The 14,525-nt window shown below is 60.5% G+C and carries 11 protein-coding genes; all 11 read left to right on the forward strand.

The genetic code is table 11. The features are described from left to right. Positions 1–149 precede the first annotated feature (149 nt). The 11 genes from rsmH (at position 150) to HMPREF3170_RS07115 (ending at position 14,436) form a co-directional block, all read left to right on the forward strand. On the forward strand, positions 150–1,148 hold the full coding sequence (rsmH, locus tag HMPREF3170_RS07065; RefSeq protein WP_141742248.1) for a 16S rRNA (cytosine(1402)-N(4))-methyltransferase RsmH: 999 nt from the start codon (positions 150–152) through the stop codon (positions 1,146–1,148). A 14-nt stretch (positions 1,149–1,162) separates the two neighbouring features. After that, positions 1,163–1,870, forward strand: a complete 708-nt coding sequence (locus HMPREF3170_RS07070) for a cell division protein FtsL (protein WP_070362209.1) — start codon at positions 1,163–1,165, stop codon at positions 1,868–1,870. A gap of 114 nt (positions 1,871–1,984) precedes the next feature. Continuing rightward, a complete protein-coding gene (locus HMPREF3170_RS07075) occupies positions 1,985–3,922 on the forward strand; it encodes a peptidoglycan D,D-transpeptidase FtsI family protein (RefSeq protein WP_370295848.1) in 1,938 nt (645 codons plus the stop codon). A gap of 21 nt (positions 3,923–3,943) precedes the next feature. After that, entirely contained in the window at positions 3,944–5,461 is a 1,518-nt protein-coding gene (locus tag HMPREF3170_RS07080; protein ID WP_070478971.1) for a UDP-N-acetylmuramoyl-L-alanyl-D-glutamate--2,6-diaminopimelate ligase, read from the forward strand. 9 nt (positions 5,462–5,470) lie between these two features. Further along, on the forward strand, positions 5,471–7,009 hold the full coding sequence (gene murF, locus HMPREF3170_RS07085) for a UDP-N-acetylmuramoyl-tripeptide--D-alanyl-D-alanine ligase (RefSeq protein ID WP_070478778.1): 1,539 nt from the start codon (positions 5,471–5,473) through the stop codon (positions 7,007–7,009). A gap of 9 nt (positions 7,010–7,018) precedes the next feature. Then, positions 7,019–8,128: a phospho-N-acetylmuramoyl-pentapeptide-transferase gene (gene mraY / locus HMPREF3170_RS07090; protein WP_070478780.1), complete on the forward strand. Its 1,110-nt coding sequence runs from the start codon at positions 7,019–7,021 to the stop codon at positions 8,126–8,128. Beyond that, positions 8,125–9,540, forward strand: a complete 1,416-nt coding sequence (gene murD, locus HMPREF3170_RS07095) for a UDP-N-acetylmuramoyl-L-alanine--D-glutamate ligase (protein WP_070478782.1) — start codon at positions 8,125–8,127, stop codon at positions 9,538–9,540. The genes mraY and murD overlap by 4 nt, the downstream gene beginning before the upstream one ends. 43 nt (positions 9,541–9,583) lie before the next feature. Continuing rightward, complete coding sequence (locus tag HMPREF3170_RS07100) at positions 9,584–11,083, forward strand: FtsW/RodA/SpoVE family cell cycle protein (protein WP_070478783.1); 1,500 nt, start codon at positions 9,584–9,586, stop codon at positions 11,081–11,083. A gap of 33 nt (positions 11,084–11,116) precedes the next feature. Next, positions 11,117–12,196 (forward strand): undecaprenyldiphospho-muramoylpentapeptide beta-N-acetylglucosaminyltransferase, encoded by a 1,080-nt coding sequence (gene murG, locus HMPREF3170_RS07105; protein WP_070478785.1) that lies wholly within the window; start codon positions 11,117–11,119, stop codon positions 12,194–12,196. A gap of 7 nt (positions 12,197–12,203) precedes the next feature. Further along, on the forward strand, positions 12,204–13,691 hold the full coding sequence (gene murC / locus HMPREF3170_RS07110; protein WP_070478786.1) for a UDP-N-acetylmuramate--L-alanine ligase: 1,488 nt from the start codon (positions 12,204–12,206) through the stop codon (positions 13,689–13,691). A 1-nt stretch (position 13,692) separates the two neighbouring features. Beyond that, entirely contained in the window at positions 13,693–14,436 is a 744-nt protein-coding gene (locus tag HMPREF3170_RS07115; RefSeq protein ID WP_168156177.1) for a cell division protein FtsQ/DivIB, read from the forward strand. Positions 14,437–14,525 lie beyond the last annotated feature (89 nt).

Consider the following 14,525-nt stretch of genomic DNA (forward strand, 5'->3'; position numbering starts at 1 on the left):
CTATCCCGGGCGTGAAGCGTTCTGGTGTACTTCCCCGACATCAGAGCAGCCGCCCGGGGTAGGGCTCTATACGCTCCCCAAACATGGGTGTAGGTAATTTTCAGAACAACGCAGTGAAGGGAGTGTGCCCGACAATGGTAGAAGCCGCGATGGACTTTGATCCGGTGGCAAACCGTGGCCACGTTCCCGTGATGCGTAACCGGATGGCGGAATTGCTCGCACCAGCAGTTGAGCAATTCGGCGATCGCGCAGTGATTGTCGACGGCACCCTCGGGGCAGGCGGCCACACTGAGTACTTTCTTTCTACATTTCCAAACGCGTACGTTATTGGAATCGACCGCGACCCAAACGCGTTAGCTGCGGCAACGGAGCGTCTGGCTCCATTCGGCGACCGTTTTGTTCCGGTGCAAGCCCGTTTTGACGCAATTGGCGAAGTTGCGGCTTCTGACGAGCGGGTGCCTTTCGGCATCGTCCGCGAAAATGGAGTTGCCGGGGCGCTGTTTGACCTTGGCGTTTCTTCGATGCAGCTCGATCAGGAAGAACGCGGTTTCGCGTACAAGGTCGATGCCCCGCTAGATATGCGGATGGATACGACGCAATCGCTCACTGCAGCTGACGTGCTGAATACCTACTCGCACGGTGACTTGGCACGCATTTTGAAGACGTACGGAGACGAGCGTTTTGCGGGAAAGATTGCTCGGGCGATTGTTCAGCAGCGTGAACAGGAGCCATTCACAACGAGTGCGCGTCTGGTGGAGCTGCTGTACGACACGATTCCGGCAGCCACACGTAGGTCGGGCGGGCACCCGGCAAAGCGAACGTTTCAGGCGCTGCGGGTCGAAGTGAACCGCGAGCTCGAAGCGGTCGAGCAAGTCCTCCCCGTCATTACTGACCTCCTCGGAGTTGGTGGACGTGCGGTCTTCATGAGCTATCAATCGCTGGAAGACAAAATCGTCAAGGCGGCGTTTCGGGAACTCACGGAGTCGAAAACCCCACCGGGGCTCCCGATGGACTTACCCGGTACGCAGCCGCTGTTTCGATCCATCACAAATGGGTCGGAGAAGGCGTCGAAAACTGAAATTGAACATAACCCTAGAGCGGCGTCCGTACGGGTACGTGGTGTCGAGAAACTAGCACAAGGCAACTAAGGAACTGATCAATCATGGCAGCACGAGAGCACAGCGGATCGAACATGACGCTGACGCGCGGTGATCAGGCGCGCCCGCAGACGCGGCGCTCCGGCCAGCAGCGTAGCGCGAACACTCGGCTGCTCAACCCGGGAATTCGGCCACACGTCCCACACCCGCGTACTCACGGGCGGTTGGGGTCGAAGCAGATTGTGTCCTACCGCGGCAGGAGGATTGCGCAGCCGGCTGTCGCTAAGAAACAGTTGTCGCTGACGTTCACAGTGACGGTGGTACTGCTGGTATTCGGGGTTGTTGCTGCGATGGGGCTCAGCGCTTTGTCGACGACGCAAACGTTTACCATTCAGCGCCTTCAGGCGCAGGAACGAGAGCTGACCAACCGTGTCGAATCGCTGACCCGCGACCTTGAGGACCGCAAATCATCCGCAGAGATTGCGCAACGTGCAGGTGACGCAGGCCTGTTGGTTCCATCGGCTCCAGGGATCGTTGCGGTGCATGAAGATGGCAGTGTGCATGAGCAGCGTCCGTTCGACCCGAACGCAACTGTCGGTGTGGTGGACGTGAATGAGTCTCACGCACGATCTGGGCGCGCGTCCAGTGACCAGCAAGCAACTCGCGAAATCGGTGATTCTTTGACGCAGCTTCCTGGCAATAACGTGCTTGGCAGCACTTCTCGTTTGGACAACGTGGCGCCGTATGCGCCGAATGTCCCACCTACGCTCTAAGCTCTAAGGGCACGAATCGTTTCTTACCCGTTGAATGCAATTGAGTGAGGTGAATATAGGGCAGTGGTCGAATCGCACCCGGACCGGAGAAAACGAACTGCTCGGCCACGTGCCCTGCAAGCACCTCAAGCGCCTAAGACACGGCGAAGTGTGTTGCACCAGAGGTCCCAATGGGCAGTAATTCTGTTTCTTGTAGTCAGCGTATTTTTGGTCGGCAGGCTGTTTCTTGTGCAGGTGGTGTGGGGCCCACAGCTGCGCGAGCAGGCGCAATCGCAGCGCGCCAGGATTTACACTGACCCCGCGCGGCGCGGTGAGATCGTGGACCGCGAAGGTAACCACCTGGCGTACACGATGCAGGCGCGGTCGTTGACTGTGTCGCCGGTGACGCTTCGTAAGGAATTGCGTGAGCAGGTCATGCTCAATGAAAACATTCCGAATCTCGACGATGACGCGACGCGAGCCATGGTTGACGCGAGAGTCGAGGATATTCTGCGCACGATGGCCAACGAGATTCCCGTCATGATTGGCGAGGCAATGGGCGAAGAGGACGTCGATAGGCGACGAGACAATGACGATATGCGCAGTGTGGGCAAGGTTGACGCACGCGACATCCTCGAGAAGCTGCACGCGGATTCGAACTACGAAGTACTTGTCCGGAACGTGGACCCTGATGTGGCGTCGAACATTGCTGCTGAGTTCCACGGCGTGGCCTCGGACCACCAGGACATCCGGCAGTACCCGAACGGGGCGATTGCTGAAAACATCCTCGGCAAGGTGTCGATGGACGGGCAGGGACAGTTTGGGCTTGAAGCATCGAGTGATGCGGTGCTCACCGGGATCAACGGGCGCAAGACAGAGGACGTGTCGAACGACGGGCAGTCCATCCCCGGTACGCTGCGCGACGTTGTACCCGCGGTGGATGGCGCGAAGATCACCTTGACGATCGACCTGGACCTGCAGTCGTTTGTGCAGCAGACTCTGGAGAACGCGAAACGGAACTCGTTGGCAAAGGACGCCGAGGCAGTAGTGCTCGATGCCCGCAGTGGTGAAGTGCTGGCAATGGCGAATACCTCCACTATTGACCCGAACGGGGACATCGAACGGCAGCTGCGCGAAGGGAAGGACTTCAGCAATAACGCGATCTCGCACCCGTTTGAGCCGGGTTCCGTGGCGAAGATTATCGCAGCGACTGCGGCAATTGAGGAGAAGGTGACTACTCCGGAAGAAGTACACCAAGTGCCGGGCTCTATCGACATGGCTGGTATTACTGTGCGCGACGCGTGGGAGCATGGCGTGATGCCGTACACCACAGCGGGCATCTTCGGGAAGTCCTCGAATGTGGGCACCTTGCAGATTGCGCAGAAGCTGGGCGAGGAGCGCTATTGGGATTACCTGCAGCGCTTCGGAATCGGAAACACAACCGGCATTGAGCTGCCCAACGAGTCCGCCGGTCTGTTGCCAGTGCTAGAGCAGTGGTCCGGAGGAACGTTTGCGAACCTACCAATTGGGCAGGGAATGAGCTGGACAGCGCTTCAGATGGCCAGCGTCTATCAAACGCTTGCCAACGGTGGCGAGCGGATTACGCCTCGCATTATCCGCAGCATTGAAAGTGCAGAGGGCACACCGCTGGAACAGCCCGAGCCTGAGCGGCATCGTGTGGTGTCGGAGGCGACGGCACGCACAGTCGTGGACATGTTCCGTTCCACGTTCCAAAACGACCCGGCAGGGATCAACAACGGTACCGCCCAGAACAGCCAACTTCCTGGCTATCAGCTTTCGGGCAAGACTGGTACCGCGCAAAAGGTGAATCCTGAGACTGGCGCCTACTCGCAAAACCAGTTCTGGATTACGTTTGCTGGCATCGCGCCTGCGAACGATCCGCGATTTGTCGTGGCCGTCATGCTTGATGAGCCGCAGCGAGGTACACGAGAAGGCGGAGCCGGTGGACAGTCGGCAGGTCCGGTGTTTACTGAAATCGCCAGCTGGCTGATCAATAGGGAGAACTTGCCGCCTAGCCCAGAAGCGGACCAGTACGTTTTGCAAGCCCAGTAGGGAAGTTTCACAATGAATGACATGACGCAGACAACACCGAACGCGCCTACCCTGGAGGCGCTTGCAGCGCTGTCTGGTGGGACGCTCCACAACGCCCCAGATCAGCCGCTGCACATTGAAGAGATTGCACTCGATTCGTCGAAGATTGCCCCAGGCGGACTGTTCGCAGCTTTGCCCGGCACCCGCGTGCATGGTGCAACGTTTGCAAAGCAGTGCCCAGCGGGCGCCATCTTTACTGACAATGCAGGCGCGAAGATCCTCGAGGGCCAAGGGGAAACGCGGCCGGTGCTGGTCGTCGAAGACGTTCGCGAAGTTCTCGGCGATGTGTCAGCCGAGGTGTATGGTCACCCATCCGAGCACATGACGCTGCTCGGGGTTACTGGCACGTCTGGCAAGACTACCGTGACGTACATGCTGGAGAAGGGGCTTGAGGCAGCAGGAGCGAAGGTTGGTCTGATTGGCACCACCGGCACGAAGATTCTCGGCGAATACGTTCCAACGTCCCTGACTACCCCGGAAGCCCCGACGCTGCAGGCTCTGTTCCGCCGCATGCTGCAGGCTGGAGTGACGCACGTAGTGATGGAGGTTTCTTCCCACGCGCTCATGCTTGGCAGGGTGAGTGGCACGTCTTTCGATGTCGCTGGGTTTACAAACCTGAGCCAGGATCACCTGGACTTCCATAAAACAATGGAGGAGTACTTTGAGGCGAAGGCGCTCTTCTTTGACCCGACGTCGCGCAGTGCCGCGAAACGCGCGGTAGTTTGCGTCGATGACGAGTGGGGCGAGCGCATGGCTGACCGGGCACAGCACCCGGTTCGCGTTGGCACCCACGGGCAGGCTGGGGTCGACGTGAGCGCGAAGCAGCTGTCCGCAGACAAGACTGGCGCGCAAGAGATTTCCTTATCGACGCCCACTTCGACCCACACGTTGACGCTGCAAATGCCGGGCGCGTTCAACGTGGCTAACGCTGCCTTGGCAACCGCTATGGCGTACACCGCCGACGTTGATGTAGATGCATTCATGAAGGGCCTATCAAAAGCGCAGGTCCCTGGACGTATGGAACGCATTGACTGCGGGCAACCGTTTGTTGCAGTCGTGGACTACGCGCATAAGCCTGCGGCCATCGCGGCCGTGCTGGATACGCTCCGAAAGCAAGTGGCTGGGCGCGTCGGCATTGCTGTTGGCGCCGGCGGGGACAGGGATGCGTCGAAACGCGTCATTATGGGCCGCGAATCTGCGCAGCGTGCTGACTTCGTAGTGGTGACTGATGATAACCCGCGTACAGAGGACCCAGCATCGATCCGCGCGGAGGTGCTGCGTGGTGCATTGGAACTCGCGGATGCTCCCCACCACCCGGAGGTGCGTGAAATCGGCGACCGCGCTGCGGCGATTGACGCTTTGGTGCAGTGGGCACAGCCGGGAGATGCGGTCATTGTCGTTGGCAAGGGGCATGAAGTCGGCCAGATTGTTGGCACTACGACGCACCACTTCGATGATCGGGAAGAGATGCGTCGCGCCCTAGAAACTTTCGCGAGGTAACAGTAGATAATGATTGCATGTTCGTTGGGTGAGATCGCCGAGATCGTCGGGGGAACGCTGTCGAAGGAGGCGGACCCCGAGGCGAAAGTATCGGGTGGCGTCGAGTTTGATTCGCGGAAGGTGTCTGAGGGCGACCTTTTCCTTGCGCTGAAAGGCGCGAGGGTTGATGGACACGACTTCATCGGCACGGCATTGGAGCAGGGTGCGGTAGCCGCGCTCACCACGCGCGACGTGGGTGCTCCTGCGGTGATCGTTCCGTGCGCCGAGGTTCGGCCAGATGACAACTCTGACTTGGCTGCGAGTGACCCAACGGGCAGTGCACTCGGTGTTGTCGCGGGCTTTTCGAAGCTCGCAGCGCACGTGGCTCGCCGCCTAGTTCGCGAACACGGACTCACAATTGTCGGCGTGACAGGATCGGCGGGGAAGACCTCGACGAAAGACCTGATCGCTGCGGTGCTTCGCCACAAAGGCGAGACCGTGGCTCCTCCGGGATCCTTTAATAACGAGATCGGTCACCCGTACACGGTGCTGCGCTGCACACAGGAGACGGCGTTTTTGGTGGCGGAGATGTCCGCGAGGGGCATTGGGCACATCGCGCATCTTGCAAAGATTGCCCCGCCATCAATCGGCGTGGTGCTCAACGTTGGCTCCGCACACCTTGGGGAGTTTGGCTCGCGCGAGGCGATTGCTCAGGCGAAGGGCGAGTTAGTCGAATCACTCCCTGATGCGGATCACGGTGGAATCGCCATCTTGAACGCCGATGACCCATTTGTTGCAGGTATGCGCCCCCGCACAACTGCGAAGGTGTGGATGTTTTCGGCTGAGGGATCGCCCGAAGCAGACTTTTTTGCTACGGACATCTCATTGGACGAGGTTGCCCGAGCATCGTTTGTGATGCACACGCCAGACGGGCAACAGCACCGAGTTCGCTTGGGCGTGCACGGCGCCCACCAGGTTGGCAACGCGCTTGCTGCGGCGGCAGTCGGTTTCGGCGCGGGCATGCAGCCTGAAGCGATCGCGGCAGCGCTGAGCCAGGCACGGACCGTATCCGTGAACCGCATGGATGTGCGCACCCGCGAGGATGGCGTGACTGTCATTAACGACGCGTACAACGCAAACCCTGAATCAATGCGTGCCGGGATCGCAGCGCTTGCGTCGACGGCTGCCGCACACCCAGGGGCGCGCTCGATAGCGGTGCTCGGTGAGATGGGCGAGCTCGGCGAGGAGTCCGCGTCAGCCCACGCCGAGCTCGCCGCAGAACTGGTAAAGCACAACATCACGGACCTCGTAGCAGTGGGGCAAAGTGACGCGATGGAATCGCTGGCGCAAGCGGCACAGCAGCAGGGCATCGCCACACAGTCTGTTGCCGATAGTGCCGAGGCAAGCAACGCTGTCGAAGCTACGATTGCCACTGCCACACCCCCGCCAGCAGTGGTGCTGGTCAAAGCGTCGAACGCCCAAAAGTTGTGGGTGGTGGCTGAACAACTCATGCGCACCCGTACGCTTGACAGTCAAAGTAAGTCAACCAATGAGAATGAAGCAAGGTAGCAGTCTCACATGATTCAAGTAATTGTCGCAGGAGTTATTAGCTTCCTCGTTTCCATTTTTGTCACACCTTTGTTGATTCGGTATTTCCACCGCCGCGAGATCGGCCAGGAAATTCGGGAGGACGGGCCGCAGTCGCACGCGCGGAAGCGCGGCACCCCAACGATGGGTGGCATCGCTATTTTGCTCGCGATCACGCTGGGCTACTTGGCTAGCTCGATTGTCGCGCTGGCCACTAACCACGCGGCGTTTACCGCGAGCGGCGTCATCGTGCTGGGCTTGACATTGGCGCTTGGCCTGGTCGGGCTTGCCGACGACGGTATTAAACTCTTCATGAAGCGCAATCTCGGTTTGAATAAGACTGCGAAGCTTGTGTCCCAGTTTGCAATTGCCATTGTTTTCGGCCTGCTGATCACGCGATTCCCTGACGAGAACGGCTTGACGCCAGGCTCGACCCTGCTCAGTTTTGTGCGCGATATCGAAACGATTGACATCGCGGTCGGCGGCGGAATCCTTGGCGCAATCCTGTTCCTGATCTTTATTTACATTCTGCTGGCTGCTTGGTCGAACGCGGTAAACCTCACCGACGGGCTCGACGGGTTGGCCGCTGGTACGACTGCTCTGGTGATGGCCGCGTACACCATGATCACGTTCTGGCAGTTCCGGAATTCTTGCGAGGCAGCGCTGGCAGCGGGTTGCTACAACGTCCGCGACCCGCTTGACTTGGCGGTGCTTGCGGCTGCAGGCTTCGGTGCCTGCGTTGGATTCCTGTGGTGGAACGCGTCCCCGGCTAAGATTTTCATGGGTGATACGGGTTCGCTGGCGCTCGGTGGCCTCGTAGCGGGCCTGTCAGTGGCATCCAAGACCGAGCTTCTGATGATCATCATCGGCGCACTCTTCGTACTCGAGGCAGCCTCGGTGGTCATCCAGGTGGCATCGTTTAAGTCTACCGGCAAGCGCGTGTTCCGGATGGCGCCGTTCCACCACCACTTTGAGCAAGGAGGCTGGGCGGAGACAACCGTGGTTGTGCGCTTCTGGCTCATCGCTGCGATGGCGGTCGCGCTCGGCACCGCAATTTTCTACGGTGAATGGCTCACACAGAACGGAGTGACGCTGTCATGATGGATACGAGTGTGATCCCCGCAGAGATTTCCCGTGGCGTGCTGCTGGCTGGAGCGGGCGTTTCGGGCCGAGGGGTGCTCGGTATGCTCCAGCAGGTCGGCGTTCCATGCATCGTCGCGGACGACAGCGAGGAAAACCGCGAGTTCGCTGAGCGCACGTGGGGAGTGCGGGCCGTCGATACGCAGCTGGCACACGAGTACTTCGGTGAGGTCGGGGTAGTAGTGACGTCTCCAGGGTGGAGGCCCGACACGCCGCTGCTTGTCGACGCCGCCTCGGCCCAACTCGATGTCATCGGTGATGTCGAGCTGTGCTACCGGTTGGATCGCGCGGGCGTGTTCGGGCCACCGCGCGAGTGGCTCGTTGTGACAGGCACGAACGGTAAAACCACCACTACTGGCATGCTCGCAGCCATGATGCAGGAGGCATCGTCCCGCACTGGTAAGCGTGCGTTGGCGTGCGGCAACATCGGTACCGCCGTGGCTGACGCAGTGGCGGATCCCCAGCGTGTCGACGTGCTCGTGGTCGAGCTGTCCAGTTTCCAGCTGCATTGGTCGAGCCAGCTCGTTCCCAACGCGGCAGTTCTACTCAACCTTGCGGACGACCACATTGACTGGCACGGCTCATTCGAGGCGTACGCGGCTGCGAAAGCGAAGGTGCTCAAAGCCCCGAACGCCGTGGTCGGCATCGATGACGAGCACGTGCAAGCGATCGTGGCACAGAATGACCGCAAGCAATTCTTCGGTTTTACGCTCGGCCAGCCCGAAGAGGGCCAGGTCGGTGTTATCGACGGCAAGCTCGTTGCGCGCCGCGACGGCTCGGTCCTTCAACTGGCAGATACGAATGGCATTGAACCCGCGGGTGCTGCAGGCGTGCTGGACGCAGGCGCCGCCGCTGCCGTGGCGTTGCTGTGTGGTGCGACACCCTCTGAGATTCGTGAAGCACTCGCAGGCTTCCACGTTGCGGGGCATCGCGGAGCCGTGGTCCACGAGGCGAACGGCGTTCGGTGGATCGACAACTCGAAGGCGACGAACCCGCACGCGGCTGATTCGGCGTTGACCGGGGCGGGCACCGTCGTGTGGGTTGCAGGTGGTCAGCTGAAGGGCGCTGCGATTGATGAGGTCGTCGAAAAACATGTGGGGCACATGCGTGCCGTAGCGCTGCTTGGGGTCGACCGCATGGAAATTTACGACGCCGTCAAGCGGCTGGCACCTGACCTGCCTATCTTTGCGACAGACTCGACTGACCCTGAGGCGGCAATGGATGCCGTGGTTCGCTTTGCTGGAGAGCACGCGCAGCCTGGCGATAGCGTTGTGCTGGCACCGGCTGCCGCGAGCCTGGACATGTATCCGGGTATGTCTGCGCGTGGCGACGCGTTTCGTGCGGCCGCCAAGCGACACTTTTCACTACAGTAACTTGAGACACAGCAGTGTTCGAAGCGAAGGGTAATGAGGTGCCATGAAGCGAAATCGTCGACAGCAACCGCCGGCGCGTGCGCCAAAGACTGGCACCCGCGACGTGCCTCAAAGCGCACTGGGCAGGGCACATACGTCGTTCATTGCGGCGCTTGAGCAGCGGCCCCTCATTGACTACACCGTGATTCGGACCGTGGTGCTGGTGCTGGCTGCGTTGGGCGTCGTGATGGTGATGAGCTCGTCGATGGCGTCATCGTTCGCTGCTTCGAGCAGTGTGTGGTCGACTGCGCTTCGGCAATCCCTGATGGTGCTGGCGGGCCTTGTCTTGTTTTGGGTTTCGCTGTTGGTCCCGCCCGAGCGCATCCGGAGGCTGGCCACGCCACTATTCCTATTCGCGGTGTTCCTGCTGGTACTGGTGCTGCTAATCGGTACCGGACGTGAGGAAGTCGGTTCGCAATCGTGGCTGATGTTCGGCTCGTTGACGATGCAGCCTTCTGAGTTCGCCCGTGTGGCTATTGCAATTTGGGGTGCTGCGGTGCTGTCGAAGAAGCAGCCGCCAGCATCGGCGCCTGCGTGGCAGTCGCCGACCGCACAGTTCTTGCTTGGAGCGGGCGTGTGCATCCTCCTGATTGCGAAGCAGGGTGACGCCGGCATGACCATGTCGTTTGCCGCCATCGTGATCTTTGTGCTGTGGTTCGCAGGCTTCCCGCTCAAGGCCATCGGCATCCTCTGCGGGCTCATCGGTGCTGCAGCGGTCATGTTGTTCCTGCTTGGCGGCTTCCGCTCGCAACGCTTCCACGTCTACTTCGAGGCGCTGTTCGGAAACTTCAGCGATACTCGCGGTGCTGCGTTCCAGACGCACCAAGGATTCCTTTCTCTTGCCGACGGCTCCCTCTTCGGCGTCGGCCTCGGACAGTCCCGCGCGAAGTGGTTCTACCTCCCAGAGGCTCGAAACGACTTCATCTTCGCCGTCATCGGCGAAGAGCTCGGTATGTGGGGCGGCATTATGGTGATCGCCCTGTTTGCTGCCCTTGGCTACTTCGGTTTGCGCACTGCGCAACGCGCACAGACATCGTTCCAGGGACTCGCCGCTGCCTCGTTAACAGCAGGCGTAGTTTCGCAGGCGTTCATTAACATCGGGTACGTCGTCGGCCTTGTGCCGGTGACGGGTATTCAGCTGCCGATGTTGTCCGCCGGTGGTACCTCGGCAGTGATTACCTTGTGGTCGATGGGCATGCTGGCCTCCATTGCCCGCCACGAGCCCGACGCAGTCTCGGCCATGCAGAACTACGGGCGCCCACGCTTCGACAGAATGCTGTTCGTCCCGGAGCCGAAGGCGACGGCACAGCTGCGCGCGACTCGCGCGGAGCGAACTCGTACACATGAGCAGTCACGCCGAGAGCAACGGTACGGAGTGCCTGTTGCTCACCGAGTTGCCCCAGACGACCGTGCTCAGCGGCACTCGCCCCGGCCCACCAGGAATGTCGAGGTAACGCAACGGAGACCACGACCGAACCAATCAGAGCGACGCCGGTACCGTTAGGTGGCCGTCGAAAAGGAAAGGACGGGATCCATCATGGACAAGACCCAGCACACAGTGGTGCTCGCAGGGGGAGGCACCGCGGGCCATATTGAACCGGCACTCGCGGTAGGCGAGGTGCTTCGTGAACAGTACGGCGCAAATGTGATTGCGCTCGGAACTGAGCGTGGTCTGGAAACCACTATCGTCCCCGCGCGCGGCTTTGACCTTCAACTCATTGACCCTGTGCCGATCCCGCGCAAGAAGCCATGGAAGCTTCTTGGCGTGCCGTTCAAACTTGCGCGTTCCGTGCACCAAACACGGAAGGTGATGAAGGATTCAAAGGCTGAGGCAGTCTTTGGTACGGGTGGCTATGTGTCGGCGTCTGCGTACCTTGCCGCGGCATCGTTGCGCCTACCATTTTTCGTCTTGGAAACGAACGCGTTGGCGGGCATGGCCAATAAGCTTGGCGTCAAGCTAGGTGGTGTCGGGATTAACGCCGTGGCGAACTCGGGGATGCCGGGTGATGTCGTGGGGATCCCGGTGCGTCCGGGAGTGGGCGTCGATACGGATGGAGCGAAAGCGCTGCGTGGGTACAAGATGTGGGACCTTGATCCGGACAAGCCGGTGGTTCTGATTACCGGTGGGTCCCAGGGTGCGGTGAGCATCAACCGGGCTGTTGCCGGGGCCATCGAGGACATCACGGCGCGCGGGTACCAGGTGCTGCACGCCTACGGCAGAAAGAACGACGCCCCGAAGCCACACGAAGGCTACACGGCGGTGCCGTACATCGACGACATGGAAGCTGCGTATGCCGTGGCGGACATGGTTGTGTGTCGCTCCGGCGCCATGACCGTGGCGGAAAACTCAGCCGCTGGCCTGCCAGCCGTTTACATCCCACTGCCGCACGGCAACGGCGAACAGGGGCTTAACTCGGCGCACCTGGTAGCTACCGGGGCGGCAATGCGTATCGATGACGCCGAGCTCACCCCAGACGCGCTTGCCCGCAGCGTCAACGAGATTTTGGGTCGGCCAGAGCAAATGCAGCGCATGCGAGAAGCGCTCGAGCACTCTGGCGCGGGTAGTGTGGCAGAAGATCTCGCTGCACGGATCATTGCGACTATCACAAAGGAGTAACACCGTCATGTCTTCCGAACACACCACCGCGCCTGGTTCTGTGGATCTTTCCCGCGTACATCTGGTTGGTATCGGTGGCGCTGGCATGAGCGGTGTCGCCCACATCCTGCTTGACCGCGGGGCAGTAGTGACCGGGTCCGATGTGAAAGACTCCCGTCCAGTGCGTGCGTTGCGCTCGCAAGGTGCACAGGTCGCAGTCGGACACGACGCCGCGAACCTCGAGCTGACGGGGCAACTTCCGACCGTCGTGGTCACCAGCTTTGCTGCGATTCCGAAAGATAATCCGGAGTTGGTGCGTGCGAAGGAGGAGGGAATTCCTGTGATTCGCCGCTCAGATCTGCTCGGCGAGTTGATGGACGGTTACACGCAGCTCCTGCTAGCAGGCACGCACGGCAAGACGTCCACGACGTCCATGACCGTGGTGGCGTTGCAGGCTGCGGGGGAGGACCCTTCCTTTGCAATTGGCGGACAGCTCAACAAGGCCGGCACCAATGCCCACCACGGTGCGGGCGATATTTTCGTGGCGGAGGCGGACGAGTCCGATGCTTCGTTGCTTCGCTACAAACCAAATATCGCCGTTATCACCAACATTGAGCCTGACCACCTGGACTACTTCGGGACGCGCGAGGCATACTTCAAGGTGTTCGACGACTTCGCCGATCGCGTGCAGCCCGGCGGTTTCCTCGTCGTTTGTATGGATGACGAGCACGCTGCAAGCTGTGGTGAGCGCGCATTGCAGCGCGGCATCAACGTCGTCGGCTACGGCACTGAAGCAGCGGCTGCAGCGCACCCAGACATTCCGGCAGGTGCAGTAGTTATAGAAGAGCGTATCGACGGCTCCTACGTCGACGTGCGTGCTCGACTCAACACCGGCGGCGCATCTGCTGAGTACTCCTACCGCCTGTCGATCCCCGGCCGGCACATGGTGCTCAACTCCCTGGCCGCGCTGTTGTCCTCGACGCTGGCGGGTGCGGAACCTGAACGGATTGCAGCGGGGCTGAGCGGGTTCTCCGGTGTCCGGCGCCGCTTCGAGTTTAAGGGCCTCGTAGAGGACGGGCCGTTCGCAGGTACCCGTGTCTACGACGACTACGCGCACCACCCAACCGAGGTCACCGCTGTGTTGACGGCGGCGCGGGAGAAAGTCGAGTCTGAGGGCAAGGGTGCGCGCGTCGTGGTGTGCTTCCAACCGCACCTGTACTCGCGCACACAGAACTTTGCCCAAGAGTTTGCTGACGCCCTCTCACTCGCGGATGTCGTCATGGTGCTGGACATCTTCGGCGCACGCGAAGCGCCCGTTGAAGATGTGACCAGCAGGCTCATTACTGACAAGATGGATAGCTCGGTGCCGGTAGTGCTTGAGCCCAATTTCCTCGCAGTACCGGTGACACTGGCATCAATGGTTCGTCCTGGGGACGTCATCCTAACGATGGGCGCTGGGTCGGTGACAATGCTCGCCGATGAGATCCTCGCGCAACTTCGGCAGACGGAGGTTTAGCGTGACAGAGCAGACAGAGCAGGAAGCCTTCGAGTCGGACCACCTCGACGAGTTTGGTGATGAGGACGCTCAAACGCGCAGCAAGAGCAAGCGCAAGCGTCGCTTCGCTATCGCGGGAGCTGTCATCGCTGGTCTCGCTGTGTGCGGAATTGCGTTGCCGTTTACACCGTTGATGCCGGTGAAGGGTGTGGTTGTTGATGGCAACGACGTGCTCACGCCCGAGGCGGTGCAAGCCCAGTCCGACATTGAGCTGGGCACGCCTATGGGGCTGGTCAAGGTGCGCCGTGCTGCTGAGAACATCGTGCAGGACCCGTGGGTGGACGTTGTCACGGTGCACCGCGACTGGCCAAGCACTGTGAGAGTTGACCTCAAAGAGCGTGTCGCAGTGGCGTACTTGCAGCAGCCGGACGGGGCGCATCTGATCGATACTGAGGGCAAGGATTTTCTGATCGCTGAACCGCCGGTTGGGGCGATGGAGCTCGTGGGGGTCGACGTCGAGAACAAGGAGCAGATGCGGGACGCTGTGGCGATCGCGGCGTCGATAAGCAGTGGTGCGCGTGCGCAAGTTGCCGCTTTGGAGGCGAATGGCCGGTACTCATTCGTGCTGCGGTTACACGACAACCGCCGCGTGGTGTGGGGCGCCTCAGAAGACAATGCGAATAAATCACTGGCCTTTGAAACCGTTTTGCAACGCGAGGGCGCCGAGTTCAATATTTCTAATCCGGAGCTGATTACCGCGCGGTAGCGGTGTAAAACCCCAGGTCAAAACCCTAAAGTAAAGGTTTAGGGTCGAGACACGCCGAGGGAAACAATAAATTTTTTCGTGTTTTCGCC

Source organism: Corynebacterium sp. HMSC08D02 (assembly GCF_001807505.1).
Taxonomy (GTDB): domain Bacteria; phylum Actinomycetota; class Actinomycetes; order Mycobacteriales; family Mycobacteriaceae; genus Corynebacterium; species Corynebacterium pseudogenitalium.

Coding starts and splice junctions, on each gene's coding strand:
- rsmH (WP_141742248.1), top strand. CDS start 150: ATGGACTTTGATCCGGTGGCAAACCGTGGCCACGTTCCCGTGATGCGT.
- HMPREF3170_RS07070 (WP_070362209.1), top strand. CDS start 1,163: ATGGCAGCACGAGAGCACAGCGGATCGAACATGACGCTGACGCGCGGT.
- HMPREF3170_RS07080 (WP_070478971.1), top strand. CDS start 3,944: ATGACGCAGACAACACCGAACGCGCCTACCCTGGAGGCGCTTGCAGCG.
- murF (WP_070478778.1), top strand. CDS start 5,471: ATGATTGCATGTTCGTTGGGTGAGATCGCCGAGATCGTCGGGGGAACG.
- mraY (WP_070478780.1), top strand. CDS start 7,019: ATGATTCAAGTAATTGTCGCAGGAGTTATTAGCTTCCTCGTTTCCATT.
- murD (WP_070478782.1), top strand. CDS start 8,125: ATGATGGATACGAGTGTGATCCCCGCAGAGATTTCCCGTGGCGTGCTG.
- HMPREF3170_RS07100 (WP_070478783.1), top strand. CDS start 9,584: ATGAAGCGAAATCGTCGACAGCAACCGCCGGCGCGTGCGCCAAAGACT.
- murG (WP_070478785.1), top strand. CDS start 11,117: ATGGACAAGACCCAGCACACAGTGGTGCTCGCAGGGGGAGGCACCGCG.
- murC (WP_070478786.1), top strand. CDS start 12,204: ATGTCTTCCGAACACACCACCGCGCCTGGTTCTGTGGATCTTTCCCGC.